This is a genomic window from Spirosoma sp. SC4-14 (assembly GCF_037201965.1).
In the GTDB taxonomy this organism is placed as follows: domain Bacteria; phylum Bacteroidota; class Bacteroidia; order Cytophagales; family Spirosomataceae; genus Spirosoma.
The window spans coordinates 5684646-5700696 of record NZ_CP147518.1 but is presented as its reverse complement, the minus strand read 5'-3'; the positions used below and the strand labels follow the sequence as shown (position 1 = coordinate 5700696).

Genomic DNA, 16051 nt, shown 5'->3' with positions numbered 1-16051 from the left:
ATTGCTGGCGAAAAACGGATGCTTATTTACCAGAAAACGAGTGTAAGTGAGACAAAATAATCCTGATCGGACTGCTGAATGGAAAGCTCATGGCGATCCGGATAGATGAGGGCCAGCCGCTTCCGAACGTTGTCGAGACCAACGCCCGAATGTTCTTTTTCGGTATCGTTTGTTGGTTTGGTGTGCAGCGAATTATGCACTTTAAAATAGAGCCGGGTGGCATCGAGCGTCAGGGTAATATAAATCCACGACGGGTTTCGGAGGCTGATACCGTGTTTAAAGGCATTTTCAACAAACGGAATCAGCATCATTGGCGCCAGATAAATGTCGCGGTCGGGTTCCTGAATGTTTACCCGGATCTCAATAGCGTGCGATTCGTCGAGCCGCATCCGTTGTAGCTGGATGTAGTTGTGCAGGTACTCAATTTCTTTGCTCATTGGAATGCGGTCGCGGTTGTTTTCCTGGAGCATAAACCGCATCATGTCGCCTAGTTTCTGAATGCCATCGGCTGTTTTTTCGCTATTTTCCCTAAGCGCCGTTGCATACAAACTATTCAGGGCATTGAAGAGGAAATGCGGATTGATCTGTGCGCGGAGGCTGGCCAGTTCGGCCGATTTTGTCGATACCTGCGTTTGCAGAACGGTTGTCTCACGGTTTAATGTCTGGCGCAGGTAGGCAATGGAGAAGGAGGTCAGATAGGTTAAAGCTAAAAAGCTGATAAGCCGGGAAAAGGTATAGGGGCCACTTACCCAACATAAGATTATTGATCCTAGCAGACCAAGCACTACATAAACGATGAGGTTGGCAACCGATACGGCTAAAAGTTCCCGACGGATGTGGGGCAGCACATACGTAAAGCAATATGCCTGCAAAAAATAAACCTGAATGATCAGAGCCAGTGTGATGAGCATTCCCCGCAATTGGTAATCCCACAGCGTAGGTGGAAGCTGTGCTGTCAGGGCAAAGGCTACGAAAAACAGGCTCACACCAATAATAAACAGATAGCTGATCGGCCGGAAATAGGTCTGGGTGTCCTGGGTGATTTTCTGGTTCAGGAAGTAGTAAAACTGGGCTACTAATTCATACGAGAGCAGGATAATGCCAAGGCCAATGGTATCGGCTACGACGGTTCGTTTTCGGTATAATGAAAAGGCTTTTATACCGATAATCTGCCCAAAATCGTCGTGCTGAAAACGCAGATGTATTTTCTGATAATGATAGCTCAGGGCGCTGAAAAAGAGCAAGACTATAACCAGACCACCGAGTAACCACTCCTGACGGTTGGCCGAGTTTTGGCTGAGTTCAGGATAGGTGCGGTAGTGAAAAATATACCACGCCATCAGAAAGAAAACGGCACCGGTAATCAGCGGGATGTTGTTATTCAGAATATAATTATATGTGCCCAGATCAGGCAAGCGGAGAGACGCCGGTCCTGGAATAGATCGAATAATACCGACCATGTTGTCGATTCGAGTCACCTCCTGCACTAGCCGACGAATAACATATATAGTAGCTACGCCGACAATAAAGGGCAGTTCGAAGCGTCGGACAAGAGCGATGTTCCACATAGTTTTAATTTTTGATCAAAACTAGGCAGACAGGACAGGCTCGTGGCGAAAATGGGTTGAATTGTCCGGAAAATGGGACGAATCAGATGTGTTGGCTAGTTTTAGAAACGGTTAGCAGTTGAGCATAGTCTTCACTATGCTCAACGACGGAAAAATCTATTGCTCTTTACCAAATGGAAACAGGGCCGAACGCGTGTGGGCTTTGTTCATAAGCTGACCCAGTTGCCGGGCTTTGTCGGGATATTGAGCCGCTACGTTATGCCTTTCGCTGAGGTCTTTCGATAGGTCATACAATTCAATGGGGCCATTGGGGTCTTTATCGACCTGTAACCGAACGGCTTTCCAGTTGTTTTGCCGAACCGCCTGTCGGCCTCCACCTTCGTGAAATTCCCAGTAGAGATAATCGTGTTTTTTCTGGATGCCTTTACCGGTTAGTGTTGGCACAAATGAAAGACCATCAATGTGCGAAGGGGCTTTAACACCGGCCAATTCGGTGAAGGTAGGGAGCAAATCCCAGAAAGCACCAATATGATCGCTTGTTGAATTTGGCTTAACAACACCGGGCCAGCGAACAAAAAAAGGCTCGCGAATACCGCCTTCATACAGGTCGCGCTTAACTCCACGCAGGCCACCCCCACTGTTGAAGAAAGCCGGATCGGCTCCGCCTTCGGTGTGTGGGCCGTTATCGCTAGAGAAAATGATCAGCGTATTCTGGTCGAGTCCGCTGGCTTTCAGGGTTTCCAGCAACTGCCCAACATACAAATCGAGCCGGGCTACCATAGCCGCGAAGGTCGCCTTAGGATAGGCCTGCGATGTGTAGCCACCAGTTTTGGCATCAGGACCATAATCGGCTCCTTTAAACGGTTTTTCGTCGAATTTTCCTTTGTAGTGGGTAAACAGGCTATCGTCGGGAACCAGCAATTCTGCATGAGGTAGTGTATAGGGTAAAAACAGAAAGAACGGCTGTTGACCGGTCTGACTGTTCACAAAATCCAGCGCCTGTTTATGAATGAGATCGGGAGCATATTCGTTGGTTTTCTGAAGATGTTCATTGGCATCCAGCACAACTTCCCGCTCATTATCCCACAGATGGTCGGGATAATAACGGTGCGCTAAGGCCTGACAATTGTAGCCATAAAAACGATCGAAGCCCTGTTTGAGGGGATCACCTTCCGAACCTACCGGACCGAGCCCCCATTTACCAAAAGCTGCTGTTGTATACCCTCCTTTTTTCAGCAGTTCGGCCACCGTTACCACCGAATCGGCAATGGGTTGCTGGCCTTCGGGCTTAACTTCTTTGTTTCCCCGAATGTAGGTATGGCCTGTATGTTTCCCCGTCATCAGCGACGACCGCGAGGGCGCACATACCGACGTGCCTGCGTAGAACTGCGTAAACTGCATTCCTTCCCGAGCCAGTCGGTCGATGTTTGGCGTTTTAATCAGCTTCTGACCATTGACACCTACATCGCCATAGCCCAGATCGTCGGCCAGAATGAAAATGATATTAGGGCGGTTGGCAGCGCGATTTTGGGCTTTGGTGACTGGGCAAACGAAAACCAGAAGCAGAACATTGAGCAGGAGTCGGGCCATGAATAGAGCAATTGATTATACACCAAAGTCGAATTTGGGCCAGGATTACTTAACAGCCGTAAAGTTCATCTTCGGGTGCTGCATGGCGTTTTCAATCAGGTTGATCTCCAGCCGAAGAATGGCTTCTTCGGCGCTGGCGTCGATCTTGCCCGGATCATCGGTTGGCCTGTGGTAGTCGGGGTGGCCACCCGTATGAAAGAACAGTACCGGAATCTGTTTAGCATAAAAGGCTGCATTGTCAGAGCCACCATTGCCTGCCCGATCGGTAAAGAATTTAATTGTACTGCTAAGGCCGTTGAATACAGCAGGCCAGGTATTGCTTGTGCCATAGCCCCCAATGCCAACGCCCCGATCTGGATTATATCGACCAATCATGTCCATACAGATCATGAAATTCATTTTTTCGAGCGGTAGGGTAGGGTTGTTCAGAAAGTAGCGAGACCCCTGCAAGCCTAGCTCTTCGGCTCCGAACGCCATAAACAGGAAATTGTATGGTTCTTTTACGCTATTTTGAGCGAAATACTGAGCCAGTTCCAGCAGCCCGGCTACACCCGATGCATTGTCGTCGGCACCGTTGTGAATTTTACCTTGTGGCAGCGAATCGAGCGAACTCCCCTGCCGACCCATACCCAGATGATCGTAGTGGGCACCAATAACGATGGTGTATGGAGCCTCGTTATCCAGAAAGCCAATCACGTTGGCGGCTTTTCGTAAACTATCGGGAACAACAACCCGTCTGACTTTGGCCGTAAAGGGCTGATAATACCCATTGGTTCCTAAGGGTGTCAGACCATATTTTTTAAAGTGCCTGACAATATAACGGGCAGCTTTGGCATTTTCGGGGCTACCCGTACCCCGGCCTTTCATCTTGTCGGAAGCAAGGTTGTTGATGTGTCTGGTAATCTGGCGGGCCGTTGGCTGCTGAGCAAACAAAGGGTAAGCCAGCGTAAGGAGTACGAAAAAAAAGCGGTATTGCATGAATGGATTTGAAGAAAGCCCAAAGATAATACCCCTCACCCGATCAGTACACAACTGTATTTAGGAACAACAACCCGCCCTTCAACGAGCGAACTGCCTGCCGCTGTTTCGAATACGATGCAACGGCACCATTCCTCGGTAGGTGAAAATACGACCTCAATGGGTTTGCCTGTCAGGTTATGAACGACCAGCACGCGCTGGTTGCCGGTTGCATTCTGTCGTATGAATGCAACAACACCTTTCTGCCGAATCCCTGATGACTGAAGTTTGCTTCGGTTATCGTTCAGGACCGAATGGCTATTGCGAAAATGAATCAACCGTTTGTAATGCGTAAAGAGAGAGTCTGGGTCGGTTTGCTGATGAGCCAGGGGCCGAACGGTCTGGCTAGTGCTATATCGGCCACGTTTCCACGACGTTCGTTGCCGGTCGAGCGCACGGGTATTCCACAGAAATGGTTCGCGGATATGTTCGTCGGGTTTCATGCCAAGCATACCAATTTCTTCGCCGTAGTAAACATAGGGTAAACCCGGAAGCGTCATCAGCAAATTGGCTGCTACCTTCAAGTGATTCAGGTTTCCTTTTAGCATACTGCCGATCCGATTCTGGTCGTGATTCGACAAGAGCAACGCATCCAGAAACTGGGGATTAATGGTGCTGAACGTAGCATGGACGTAGGTCAGGTATTCAACCAACTCTTCGGTATCGTCTTCCTGCCGAACAATGTCGGTCAGCATGAGTTGCAGGTCGAAATTGAAATTAGCTTTCAGTCCTTTAAAGTAAGGCGCAATATGTTCGGGGCGCGTCCAGACTTCGCCAACCGTATAGGCACTAGGTTTTGCCGCGTCGACCACCTGCCCAAACTGCGCCCAGAACTCATGGTTTTTAGGTTCTTCGAATTCCCGATATAAGTGCCGGGCCGCATCGAGCCGGTAACCATCGACGCCCACCTCGTTTAACCAGTAACGAGCAATTCTGAACACTTCTTCGCGCAACGGCTGATGATCGAAGTTCAGATCGGGCATACCACTCCAGAACATACCATAATAGCGTTCGGGATACGTTGCTCCTCGAACGGCATGCCACGGATTTCGTTCGCCCGAATCGGCCGTAATATCGCGGGTTGCCAGATTTCGGCGTTTGATTTCGTCGGGCCGTAGCCATTTATAATACTGCCAGTACAGATTGGCTGGCCCTTTCGCGGCTTCCTGAAACCACGGATGGCGAATGCTGGTATGGTGAAGTACCAGGTCGATAATGACGGCGATTTTCCGCTTGTGGGCTTCGGCTATCAGTCGTTTGAAATCGTCCAGTGTGCCATAGTCCGGGTCGATTCCGTAATAGTCCGTAACGTCGTATTTATGATAACTAGGCGATGGGCTGATGGGCATTAGCCAGATGGCCGAAATACCAAGCTCTTTCAGATAATCGAGATTATTGGTAACGCCATTGAGGTCGCCAATGCCATCGCCATTGGAGTCGGCAAAGGAGCGAACAAAAATTTCGTAGTGAACACCGTGGTGCCCAACGGGGGAGGGGGACATATAACGAGTGAAAGAGCGAATAAAGAAAGAGTGGAAGAGACAAATGCACCACCAACGTCCGTTACGGCACTCGTTCAACATCCGTTGCGGCACCCTTTAAAAATAAGCTGAGCGCCTGATACACCCGGTGTGTTGGTAGGCCCATTACTGTATAAAATGACCCTTCTAGTTGCTCAATGCCGATCAACCCGATGAAATCCTGAGCGCCGTAAGAACCAGCTTTATCGAAAGGCTTACATTCCCGAATGTAATAAGTAATTTCGGCATCACTGAGTGTGACAAACCGAACCGTGGTTTCGTCCGTAAAGGAGTATAAGGCTGGTGTTGTCGGATCATTGCCGGGCGACAGTATGGCTACGCCCGTACGAACCCGGTGCGTTCTGCCCGAAAGCACCCGGAGCATTCGGTGCGCGTCGGCTTCATCCTGGGGTTTGTTCAGAATCTGATTGTCGAGAATTACTACCGTATCGGCACAGAGCACAATCCGCTGGCCCAGGTCTGATATGAACTGCTCGGCTTTCTGACGGGCCAGGTATTCGGCTACATCATTGACGGGCATCGTGTCGGGAAAAAATTCATCGGTAGGCCGGGTTTCGATCGTAAACTGAAAGCCGGCATCGGTCATGAGCTGTTTTCGGCGGGGCGACCCCGAGGCTAATACGAGCGGATATTGTAAAGTGAGCATGAACAGATTCGGAATGACGAGCAAGAATTCACCGGCAAATTTCGGTCTATATTCGTAAATAGTATGTTGTATTTAATAAATCTTGATTGACTTGTTGATCCGAACCGCTACTCTTTCCGATGTTTCCCTACTTTGGGAACTTGCCGTACAAACCATGCGCGAAGCATTTGGGCCTCCACACAACTCTGCCGAGTTAGTTGAGGAATATATTCAGGCCGACATCACATTGCCTGCTCTGGAAGCCGAACTGGGCGATCGGCGGGCTGCTTTTTTTGTGTTCGAACTGCCCGATCGTACGCCTATTGGTTATGCGAAAATGCGCCGGCATTCACCTCCGCGTCGAATGCCAGAGCCATACCGACGTGCCCGTAATGCCATTGAAATCCAGCGCATCTATCTGTTGCAGCAGCATACGGGGCAGGGGCGCGGGCGAATGCTGATGGAGCATTGCCTCAACTGGGCGCGGGAACAGGGCTACAAAGCGGTGTGGCTGGGTGTATGGGAGCATAATGAACGCGCCCTTACTTTTTACAAAAAAATGGGTTTCGAGCCGTTTGGCTTTCATTATTTTCAGTTCGGTTCCGAACGCCAGCGGGATTTTTGGCTGCAAAAACAGTTATAGGCTTGTGAGACGTTTTATGGAATAGGAGCAGCCACGCAGCGAAATCCGAAATGATAACGTACTGGTGGTGTTAGTTTGCCTGCCAACTAAACGAAGGGATACCGAACGACTCTAAGTAAAAAACACGTACAGTGAACAACTCCTGCCCAAGACGATTGCTACAACTGCCGCACTGGATACTGGTGTGGTGTATGGCATTGATAGGGACAGGTGTAGGCGCACAGGTACCTCTGACACCCACGCAGCCGGATTCTACGCGCTATGTATCGAAAAAAACGAACGATTCGCTGGCAACCAGGGTATCCGTACGACCCGATAGTGCGTTGCACCAGCGGGATAGTGTTTTCTACAATCGATTGAAAACCAGGATGTACAAGCATCGGCTTACGCACCAATTGTATGATCTGATTTTTCAGGATGTTTACAATAGCCGGGAAAATACGGGGGAGGTGAGCCAGCTTGAAGTAAATCCGTTTAAGGAGTTCGAAGGCCGTATCATTGGCGATATATACATTCGGCGGTTGGGCGTATTTGGACAATCGGTTTATGATACGCTTCGACAACCCGGCAACTGGGTAGAACGGACGGGCAACCGTTTGCACACCAACACGCGCGAGAATATTATTAAGCGCTCCTATCTGCTTTTTAAAGAAGGTGATGCGCTCGACCCAACCGTATTGCGCGACAACGAACGATTACTGCGGACAACGTCGATTTTTCACGATGCCCGTATTCTGGTCCTGCCACGCAAAGGCAGTAGGCAATTTGTGGATGTATACGTGATTACGCAGGATGTTTGGTCGTTGCTGCCAACGGGTGGGGTTGGCGCATTGAATCAGTTCAGCCTGGGATTCGAGCAAAAAAACTTTCGGGGACTTGGCCATCAGCTTTTTGCGCAGGTGGCCTATTCGGGTGCCGATCCGCGACAGAAAATAGAATATCAGGCTCGCTATACGGTTCCCTTTATTGGAAAAACATTTCTGACTGCGCAGGCTGAATTGCTGTATCTGCGCGATCTGAAACAGGTTGCCTTTCGGCTCTATCGCCCTTTCTTAACGCCCGACACCAAATATGCCGGTTCTATTGAAGTGAACCGGACGCAGGTGAACAACCGTCTGGTTACCCGAAACGACAGCGTTTTGCTGGTGCCGCTGAGCTATTATTATTCTGATGTGTGGGTAGGTCGGTCGTTCCGGATATTCTACAGTGCACACGATGCCGAAGGAAAAGGCCGTACCCGACTTATTATTGGTTTGCGAAATACCAACTATGTCTATTCGCAACGCCCCAGAGTAACGCCCGATACCAATCAGGTCTATCAGGACAGCCGCACCACCTTGTTCAGTATTGGCTATTCGCGTCGAAAATACGTGCGCGACGTTCTTATCTATGGCTTTGGCCGTACGGAAGACGTGCCGGTTGGCGAAGCTATATCGGTCGTTACTGGCTTCGATAATGCGGAGCTGGGAGCCCGCAAATACGGCGGAATCAATTTTTCTCAGGGAAAATACCTCAACAAGTCGGGGTATCTGTATTCGTTGGCCAGCCTTGGGGGCTACATCCGTAACCAGCGGCTCGAACAGGGCGTTTTGTCGCTCGAAACAAATTATTTCAGCCCATTGATGACTACCAAATGGGGCAATATGCGGCACTTTTTTAACGGCCGTATGACAGTTGGGCTCAACCGCTTCGATAACGAATACATCACCCTAAACAGCAGTGGTAGCGGTATCAATACCGATGGAATTGGTATCAATAACGATGCGCTTCGGGGTGTTAATCGCCTGCTTATCAACTACGAAAATGTTCTTTTTTCTAAATTGAATTTTATTGGATTTCGGGTCGCATTTATTACGTTTGCGAATCTTGGACTGGTTAGCTTTCCCGAACGGTCGCTGCTAAAGGGGCCGCTCTATCAGGGATATGGCATTGGTTTCCGGCTGCGAAACGAAAACCTGACCTTCAACAGTTTTCAGGTCCGATTGGCTTATTACCCTAACATACCCAATAATGCGTACCCATTCCGATTCGCATTCGAAGGAATCCCTGTTCTTCGCTTCCGCGACTTCGACATTTCGGCTCCCCAAATTATTCCCTATCGATAGGAACTAATTTATTTGTATATAATGTTGCAACATTAAATGTATAAGCATTATATTTGCACCATGTCCATAGAAACAGACATTAAGCAAACCACTCCGTTTAAGACGCCTTATCATCGGGTAATGGTTAATCTGATGTATACCAGCAACTGGGTTGCTGATGCACAGACGCGTATACTCAAACCGTTTGGATTAACCTTGCAGCAGTACAATGTCTTACGGATTCTACGTGGGCAGTATCCGAATCCGGTAAAAGTGAGCGATATCACCGAACGGATGCTCGATAAAATGTCCAATGCGTCGCGATTGGTCGATAAGTTGGTAGCCAAAAAACTCGTTCTGCGTACCGAATGCCCCAGCGACCGGCGGGCGGTCGACGTGGTGATTACCGACAAAGGGCTGGCTTTATTGAAGAAGCTGGATGTGTATCAGGCCGAGCTTGATGATAAACAGCGCTGCAAGCTTACCGAAGAGGAGGCTGTATATCTGAGCCAATTGCTCGATAAACTGCGCGCCTAACACTGCATTCTTTTAAATTTTCTATAATACAACCAAACAAACAGAATGAAAACGCGTCAATTCCTGGCTGGTTTAGTTGCCGTAGCCGTACTGGCAGGTACATCGGCTTTTATTGCCCCAAAAAAGGTAGCTACATTAAAAGTAGATACACAGAAAAGTATCCTGAACTGGAATGGTAAAAAAGTAACGGGTGAGCACTCTGGAACCGTTAAACTTTCGGATGGAGCCCTAACGGTCGATGGAGGTAAACTGACTGGCGGGTCGTTTGCCTTTGATATGAATAGCATCGTTTGTACGGATCTGACCGATGCCGGATACAATGCGAAGTTTATCGGCCACATGAAATCGGAAGATTTCTTCAATACCGCCAAATACCCAACGTCGACCTTCAAAATCACGAAAGTGACGCCTAAAGGTGGTGATGCCTACGACATCACGGGTAATATGACGATCAAAGGAATTACCAACGCCGTAACGATTCCGTCGACGGTTAAGGTAACGGCCAATGGAATCGAAGCATCAGGCAAAGCCACGCTCGACCGTACGAAATACGATATCCGTTATGGTTCGAAATCGTTCTTCGAAAACATCGGCGACAAAGCCATCTACGATGACTTCGTAGTAGAAATTAAGCTGGTAGCTGGCAAATAAGCTGCTTTTGACTACAACCTGAACGATTCCCGGTACATAATGGTACCGGGAATTTTTTTATGGGTACGACTCCACCACGTTTATGGGGCCAATGATGTGACGGTTAAACTCATCAAGTTCTTCAGAAGGTACCCACAGTTCGTTATGGATAGTCCCTCCCACATTTTCGACCTTGTATTTTTTCAAATACTCACTGTCGACCTCAAATTGAGTTACATACCCGTTACCGTAGGCCGGTACATTCCATTCAACCGTAATTTGTCGGGCGTATTCGATATTCGTGACTGGGTAAAAAATAGGTTGTTCAGGTAATCTTGGCGGAAATTTAGTCCAGTTAGATTGTTCAATCAGATCTAATTCTTTTCTGCTGACGGGTCTGAATAAGGTGGTAGTCATTATCAAAAAAATTAATAGTATTACTTTATCCAGTGCCGCCTGTCGCACACACGACCCGCTGAACACGCCTTTTTTATACTTGGCTGTTCACTCAGCACCAGCAGGTGTTGATGGCGAGGAACGAGCTTTTACACACATGGTCAGATGTATGCAATGTTTTTAACACACTGATAACCAACAAGTACAAACATTGCATTTTCGGGGGGGCGCCAGAACACGGTGGTGGTTGGGCTGCCGACTGTCCAACGGGACGCGCTGCCTGTCGCCGGAAGCCTACCATTAATTGGTTTCCAAAAGGTCAGCGTTGTCAGGCCTATAAAGCCGGACTCCTGGCACGCGTTCAAAGTGCTTCGGATTGAGCGTAAAAATAGGTATGTCAAAAAACAGCCCGACTCCAATTGTAAAGCAGTCGCCAAGGCCAGTGTCTGGGTAAAGTCGACATGTTTCTATCGCGAGCTCAATGCAGTTGCCGTGATTTAACTGCACATACTTATCCAACTGCTTTCGGATAGCGTCAAACTCACTTTTTGTAATCGGGTCTGTTGCACGGCCACGAATATTGACCAGCCACCGTAGCAACTTAATATATACGCTGGCTGAAATGACGGGGACTGCCGTGACCACCAGTTCAGTATAGGCTTTGACAATTTGTGGCTTCTTCAGAAAAAAACGACTCATTACGCCCGTATCTACCAGCACGAACGAAGTGGTGAGGAGACGGTCATTCAGGTAGAATAGGCGTGGGAGTGATGTCTTTGTGTTTAGCTAATATTCTCTGAATAGCCAAGCCTGGGTCTTCTGTCGGTAACTCACCGGCCGGAATAGAGCCCTCAATGATTTTACCTGTCGCATTACGTCCCCGTACTACCAAAGGGAGAGTGGACTTCTTGGTTTTGTGAGTAGGCATCGCTTTATCGTTGTTACTATCCTAACAAAGTTAAACGTTTTCTGGCTCCTGCACCAACAAGCTTTTTGCTACGTCTTCTCAAGCCCGACTGCCGGGGCGTTCGCTTTGTCGCAAGCAACCCGAAAATGGGAACCCAAAATCCTACCAAATGAGACGTGAACCCTGTCGCAGGTAACCCGCCCTATGAACCCATCTTGTTCCGTTCCACCCAACCGTCCATGTGTGTTGATGACGACCGTAGGGAGACATCAACACACATGGACGGTTGGGCTGTCAAACCTCTGACTTTGGGACGCGCTACCTGTCGCCAGAGATTTTGCGAACCAGCTCTTCACTTACACCGACGGTTTGGGCTATTTGACTGACTGTCAAAACACCCAAACTCAAAAGATTTTTGACTGTTTCGCTTTTTACAAGATTTTCTCTACGTTCCTCGGCTTCTTCAATCCGCTTTTTCTCAGCTTTAACCGCTTCGGCGTTGGCCGCTGTCACACGAGCAAAATAGGCCCGCTCTTCTGGAGTCATCTTTCGGGTGTCCAATTCGTCAATCGCTCTTTTAAGCCATTCCTCATTCCAGAAAGCCGGATACTGCGTAGGTTCGGTGGTGTGAAGCGTCTTCATGGTATAAACCAGTTTTTCCAAATCGGTTTCTATATCAGCTACTTGCCTAGTAAACTTAGCCAATTCTACGATGATAAACGTCATTTGGCTATCAATGATTTCACCGAATTCGCTTCTCAGATTTGCTACTGTGTGAAAGTTTGCCACTGGCAAGATGCTTTTTTCCAAGAAGGCGATGGTGTACAGCCTGGGCAGGTTGGCGTAGTCAAACTCACCACGTTCCACCAACGGGTTAAAGCGGTGGAGGGCGTAGAACTTCATACGCTGCACAAAATGGGGAGCATAGCCCAATTGCATCTCCACGATGAAATGATTGCCCTGCTCATCGGTGCAGGAAACGTCAAAAATCCCGCTTCGGCTGTCAACCGTCAGTGCCTCAAACGCATTCTTGTCAAAATGTACTTCCCGAATAGGCGTATCCGATTTGATCAATGCCTGTAAAGCTGTGCGAAGAAATAAACTGTCAGCTTCGTTGCCGAAAGTGGCTTTGAAACCGTAGTCTGAAATAATGGGAATGTAAACGCCTGTCTCCATTGGGCAAAGTTACTCGAAAGATAGGAACGTGCTTCTTGTAAGCGGAAGCCTGCCCACGCGGAGCGCATAACAACACAAAATCCGCTTTAGTCAGGTTCAAGATACATCGGCATTGTAACAAACATCGCTGCACGTTTGCCATTTATTCTACCCGGTTTCCATTGTCCGCTGGTTAGCTTGATAACTCGAACAATTTCCTCGCCAGTGCCAAAACCATAATGTTTTGTGGCTTGAACGCTATCAATACCTCCATTTTGAGTCACTCGAAAACGTACCACGATTTGCCCCGTAACGTTAGCCTTCAGTGCTTGGCTCGGATAAGAATAGTTCTTCATAATGAAAGAGCCAAATTTAGCTTTACCGCCAATAAACTCAGGTTCCACTTTTTTCAATGGCTGCGCATTTATCTGGGCTTTGGGCATAGAGAAAAACACAAAAACGGCCAAAGAAAGCAAAATCTGGTATCCCATAATTATAAAGCATGACTAACCTAAGCGTTCACCTTGTCAGCCGAGAACTGGAATTTGAAGCCCAAGCTACACCAGCCGGGGCGTTTATCCTGTCAACCGAAACGTCGAAATGAAAGCTTAAGCCTGACCGCTGGGACGCGCTGCCTGTCGCCCATAACCTGCCTTGTACTCCCATTTTGGCTTTTCACCCAACTGTTAGGCTTGCTCCTGTTACAAAACCAAGAGTGAAGTCTCGCCTTTGTGGCTAAAAAAGAGGAACTTTCAAAGGGCAGCGGGTCGAGCTAATCACCCAACCAGGCAGCAGGCCTATCGGTGCGATGCAGACCCCGCTGACCCCTTTGAGAGCAGAACCGGGAACCTATAGGAATTCAGGCTTGGGGCCTACTATCACACCGGACCGCCGGAGCGGTTACCTTCGATATGTTGCCATACTTTAGTTGTCCATTGTAAAACTGCGAAGAACTATGTAGAACTACAACCATTTTATCGGTGCTGACATCGGTAAGGAAACCTTAGCTATCTGTGTGATCAACAAGGCCGAAGATCGTTTGTTAGAGTGTTCCCTCACTAATACCAAAGCAGGGATGCAAACCCTGCTAGGCAAGCGACAAAAACTGCCTGGCTTCGACCAAGCCACTACACTAATCTGTATGGAGCATACAGGGCTTTATTGTCAGCCAATGGTCAGCTTTTTCTATGCTCTGGGTGGGGATCTGTGGCTCCAATCGGCCGTCCAGATTAAGCAAAGCTTGGGAGTCAAGCGGGGAAAAACCGATAAAGCCGATGCCCCAAGCATTGCGACCTATAGCCTTCGCCACCAGAAAGACTTGCGCCTTTTCTGTCTTACTGACAGCGTGTTAGCTAAAGTGCGCCAACTGGCCAGCCAGCGGGAGCGGTTGATGGAAATGGCCAAACAACTTACCGATATTGCTCAGGATTACAAGGCGATGGGGCTAGTGGAAGAGCTCAAACTCCATGAGCAAACCTCTGAGTTGGTGTTGCTGGCTTTGAAGAAGCAGATTGCCCAGGTTGACAGGCAAATTGACACCGAAATCAAGGCCGATAGGGGCCTTCAAACCCGCGTTGATTTGTTAACGTCGATACCGGGCGTAGGCCGACAGACGGCGCTGTATATGCTGATTTTTACGGCCAACTTTACCCGCTTCGATGACCCCAAAAAACTGGCCTCTTATGCGGGTGTGGCTCCCTTTGCCTACGAGTCAGGGACCTCGGTTCGGGGGCGGACACAGGTGAGTCCGATGGCCAATAAAAAGCTGAAACACTTATTGCATATGGCCGCTTTAGGAGCGGTACGGGTGGAGGGCGATTTGAAGCATTATTTTGAGCGGAAGGTTGGGGCCGGAAAGCGCAAAATGAGCGTATTGAACGCAGTACGAAATAAGATTGTACATCGGATTATGGCCGTAATGGAACGAGGAACGGCCTACACGAAGGTGTATGCGAAAATAGGATAATTTTCAGCGAACAAGGCTTGCATTACACATAGGAATCGACCCAGGGGGTTGATGGATGAGGAGACAAGCTGTAACAACGCACGTACCTGCCTGCCTTTACACCCCCTGCCGGTTGGGCTGAACGCCTTCCTTACCGGCGAGCATCCTGTCGCCGGTAAGCTGCCCCATGTAATTTGTTACAACTTACGAGCCAATTTAGCTGCTTTCATTACTGGTTCTAATTCGTATTGATTGAAAACTTCATTGTAAACTTCTAGGAGTTCATACGACTCATTTAATAATTCTACGTCTGATGAATGGTCACTATAGATTTTGATAACCACAAAATCCGTTGGTAACTCCGCTTTATCACCAAACAACCTGTTATAAACAAATGACTCAATCTTCAGCCAACAATCCTCATTAACAATAAAATAAGACCAATTATTGGGACGTCCCCAAAGACTCATTGAATCTAACTTGTGGACTTCAGTGACAATAACTTGGCCTTCTAGTTTATATGGCGATAATTGAATGACAATCTTTACTCCCTCTTTTGCTTTCAAAAAAAGCATTTTAGTAATTCTTTCTGGACTGAGTTCAGTAGCATCAAAGTCCATTGTAGTTGAATCAAAAATCAAATTCAATGGCTCACTGCCTAAATAGGGCTCAATTATCATTGCTCCAAATTCTGTACGATACCCCCAATCTCTACACTGCTTACTGTAAAACGAGCCATTATATGCTAATTGATAGTCATAATACCTTTCCGGGAAGGGACTTTGCTGGCAAACTTGCGGAGAAACACATTTCTTAAATAATTGCAAATGACCTATTTGCTCTTCCTCTATACTAGGATTTTCAATTAGGATATTGTATAGTCCATCAAGTGGAATGATGAAATCAGCCGTGTCAATGACTCGAAAGTCAGCAATTATTATACTATTCTGGCTATACTCAGCTTTGTAATCAGTTTGCTCAACGGTAATCCTAATTGCTCTACTTTTTTTCTCAGGATTCCATTCAAATAGTATTATATCACCCTTAATCAGTAAAAATGTCTGTACAGACATATAGCCTCTTCGGGGCCATCGTTCGTTGTAGACGACAAATGCATCTACGAGTTTTGTGTTCATTATACCTACGACTCAGTTTTTAAATCGACTCATTTTGGGGGCGTTGCCCGTGTCGAACGCTACGTCGAAAACCCACTTTTTGCTGGCCCAACCGGAGCCATTCTAGTGTCGGCACTAAGTTTCAAATATACTTTTGGTCTCCCTAATTGGGGCGATTCTTGTGTTGACCGGAGCTGCCTAACGAGCCCTAAGATGGCCGCTGAGACGGTTCCCCTGTCGCCCGCAAGCCCACAAACGAACACTACTTTTTGGCAATGCACCCAACGCCCCAGGGGGT

General features: G+C 48.1%; 15 protein-coding genes. 5 read left to right on the top strand and 10 right to left on the bottom strand.

What is annotated here, in order from left to right; genetic code table 11:
* Positions 1-26: 26 nt before the first annotated feature.
* From WBJ53_RS23350 to WBJ53_RS23330, 5 genes are all read right to left on the bottom strand, one after another.
* The gene (locus WBJ53_RS23350; RefSeq protein ID WP_338870662.1) at positions 27-1568 is read right to left on the bottom strand and encodes a histidine kinase; all 1542 of its coding nucleotides are present in this window, start codon (positions 1566-1568) and stop codon (positions 27-29) included.
* A 156-nt stretch (positions 1569-1724) separates the two neighbouring features.
* The gene (locus WBJ53_RS23345) at positions 1725-3158 is read right to left on the bottom strand and encodes an arylsulfatase (RefSeq protein WP_338870660.1); all 1434 of its coding nucleotides are present in this window, start codon (positions 3156-3158) and stop codon (positions 1725-1727) included.
* A gap of 45 nt (positions 3159-3203) precedes the next feature.
* On the bottom strand, positions 3204-4136 hold the full coding sequence (locus WBJ53_RS23340; RefSeq protein WP_338870658.1) for a M20/M25/M40 family metallo-hydrolase: 933 nt from the start codon (positions 4134-4136) through the stop codon (positions 3204-3206).
* 35 nt (positions 4137-4171) lie between these two features.
* Positions 4172-5677, bottom strand: a complete 1506-nt coding sequence (locus tag WBJ53_RS23335; protein WP_338870656.1) for an alpha-amylase family glycosyl hydrolase — start codon at positions 5675-5677, stop codon at positions 4172-4174.
* A 61-nt stretch (positions 5678-5738) separates the two neighbouring features.
* Positions 5739-6362 carry a Maf family protein gene (locus WBJ53_RS23330; RefSeq protein WP_338870654.1) on the bottom strand — a complete coding sequence of 208 codons (624 nt, stop codon included), beginning with the start codon at positions 6360-6362 and terminating at the stop codon, positions 5739-5741.
* Positions 6363-6453: 91 nt separating this feature from the next.
* Here WBJ53_RS23330 and WBJ53_RS23325 point away from each other — a divergent pair, with 91 nt between their 5' ends.
* The 4 genes from WBJ53_RS23325 to WBJ53_RS23310 all read left to right on the top strand — a co-directional run bounded on the left by WBJ53_RS23325 (position 6454) and on the right by WBJ53_RS23310 (position 10256).
* Positions 6454-6984 (top strand): GNAT family N-acetyltransferase, encoded by a 531-nt coding sequence (locus WBJ53_RS23325; protein WP_338870652.1) that lies wholly within the window; start codon positions 6454-6456, stop codon positions 6982-6984.
* Between the two features lie 131 nt (positions 6985-7115).
* Complete coding sequence (locus WBJ53_RS23320; protein ID WP_338870651.1) at positions 7116-9089, top strand: hypothetical protein; 1974 nt, start codon at positions 7116-7118, stop codon at positions 9087-9089.
* A 60-nt stretch (positions 9090-9149) separates the two neighbouring features.
* Positions 9150-9605, top strand: a complete 456-nt coding sequence (locus WBJ53_RS23315) for a MarR family transcriptional regulator (protein ID WP_338870649.1) — start codon at positions 9150-9152, stop codon at positions 9603-9605.
* A 45-nt stretch (positions 9606-9650) separates the two neighbouring features.
* Positions 9651-10256 carry a YceI family protein gene (locus tag WBJ53_RS23310; protein ID WP_338870647.1) on the top strand — a complete coding sequence of 202 codons (606 nt, stop codon included), beginning with the start codon at positions 9651-9653 and terminating at the stop codon, positions 10254-10256.
* Positions 10257-10313: 57 nt separating this feature from the next.
* On the opposite strand, the gene WBJ53_RS23305 is transcribed toward WBJ53_RS23310, so the two are convergent.
* The 4 genes from WBJ53_RS23305 to WBJ53_RS23290 form a co-directional block, all read right to left on the bottom strand.
* The gene (locus WBJ53_RS23305; protein ID WP_338870645.1) at positions 10314-10652 is read right to left on the bottom strand and encodes a hypothetical protein; all 339 of its coding nucleotides are present in this window, start codon (positions 10650-10652) and stop codon (positions 10314-10316) included.
* Between the two features lie 279 nt (positions 10653-10931).
* The gene (locus WBJ53_RS23300) at positions 10932-11351 is read right to left on the bottom strand and encodes a hypothetical protein (protein ID WP_338870644.1); all 420 of its coding nucleotides are present in this window, start codon (positions 11349-11351) and stop codon (positions 10932-10934) included.
* Between the two features lie 505 nt (positions 11352-11856).
* A complete protein-coding gene (locus WBJ53_RS23295) occupies positions 11857-12714 on the bottom strand; it encodes an Rpn family recombination-promoting nuclease/putative transposase (RefSeq protein WP_338870643.1) in 858 nt (285 codons plus the stop codon).
* Positions 12715-12800: 86 nt separating this feature from the next.
* Complete coding sequence (locus tag WBJ53_RS23290; RefSeq protein ID WP_338870641.1) at positions 12801-13184, bottom strand: energy transducer TonB; 384 nt, start codon at positions 13182-13184, stop codon at positions 12801-12803.
* Positions 13185-13708: 524 nt separating this feature from the next.
* On the opposite strand from WBJ53_RS23290, the gene WBJ53_RS23285 reads away from it, so the two are divergent.
* Positions 13709-14659, top strand: a complete 951-nt coding sequence (locus WBJ53_RS23285) for a transposase (protein ID WP_338870640.1) — start codon at positions 13709-13711, stop codon at positions 14657-14659.
* A 176-nt stretch (positions 14660-14835) separates the two neighbouring features.
* Here the strand turns inward: WBJ53_RS23285 and WBJ53_RS23280 are convergent, their stop codons facing one another.
* Positions 14836-15711: a hypothetical protein gene (locus tag WBJ53_RS23280; RefSeq protein WP_338870638.1), complete on the bottom strand. Its 876-nt coding sequence runs from the start codon at positions 15709-15711 to the stop codon at positions 14836-14838.
* Between the last annotated feature and the right edge of the window lie 340 nt (positions 15712-16051).

Bases quoted from the DNA above. Each gene is read 5' to 3' on its own strand.
- WBJ53_RS23280 (WP_338870638.1), bottom strand. From the start codon at position 15,711: ATGTCTGTACAGACATTTTTACTGATTAAGGGTGATATAATACTATTT.
- WBJ53_RS23335 (WP_338870656.1), bottom strand. From the start codon at position 5,677: ATGTCCCCCTCCCCCGTTGGGCACCACGGTGTTCACTACGAAATTTTT.
- WBJ53_RS23290 (WP_338870641.1), bottom strand. From the start codon at position 13,184: ATGGGATACCAGATTTTGCTTTCTTTGGCCGTTTTTGTGTTTTTCTCT.
- WBJ53_RS23350 (WP_338870662.1), bottom strand. From the start codon at position 1,568: ATGTGGAACATCGCTCTTGTCCGACGCTTCGAACTGCCCTTTATTGTC.
- WBJ53_RS23295 (WP_338870643.1), bottom strand. From the start codon at position 12,714: ATGGAGACAGGCGTTTACATTCCCATTATTTCAGACTACGGTTTCAAA.
- WBJ53_RS23330 (WP_338870654.1), bottom strand. From the start codon at position 6,362: ATGCTCACTTTACAATATCCGCTCGTATTAGCCTCGGGGTCGCCCCGC.
- WBJ53_RS23310 (WP_338870647.1), top strand. From the start codon at position 9,651: ATGAAAACGCGTCAATTCCTGGCTGGTTTAGTTGCCGTAGCCGTACTG.
- WBJ53_RS23315 (WP_338870649.1), top strand. From the start codon at position 9,150: ATGTCCATAGAAACAGACATTAAGCAAACCACTCCGTTTAAGACGCCT.
- WBJ53_RS23340 (WP_338870658.1), bottom strand. From the start codon at position 4,136: ATGCAATACCGCTTTTTTTTCGTACTCCTTACGCTGGCTTACCCTTTG.
- WBJ53_RS23345 (WP_338870660.1), bottom strand. From the start codon at position 3,158: ATGGCCCGACTCCTGCTCAATGTTCTGCTTCTGGTTTTCGTTTGCCCA.
- WBJ53_RS23305 (WP_338870645.1), bottom strand. From the start codon at position 10,652: ATGACTACCACCTTATTCAGACCCGTCAGCAGAAAAGAATTAGATCTG.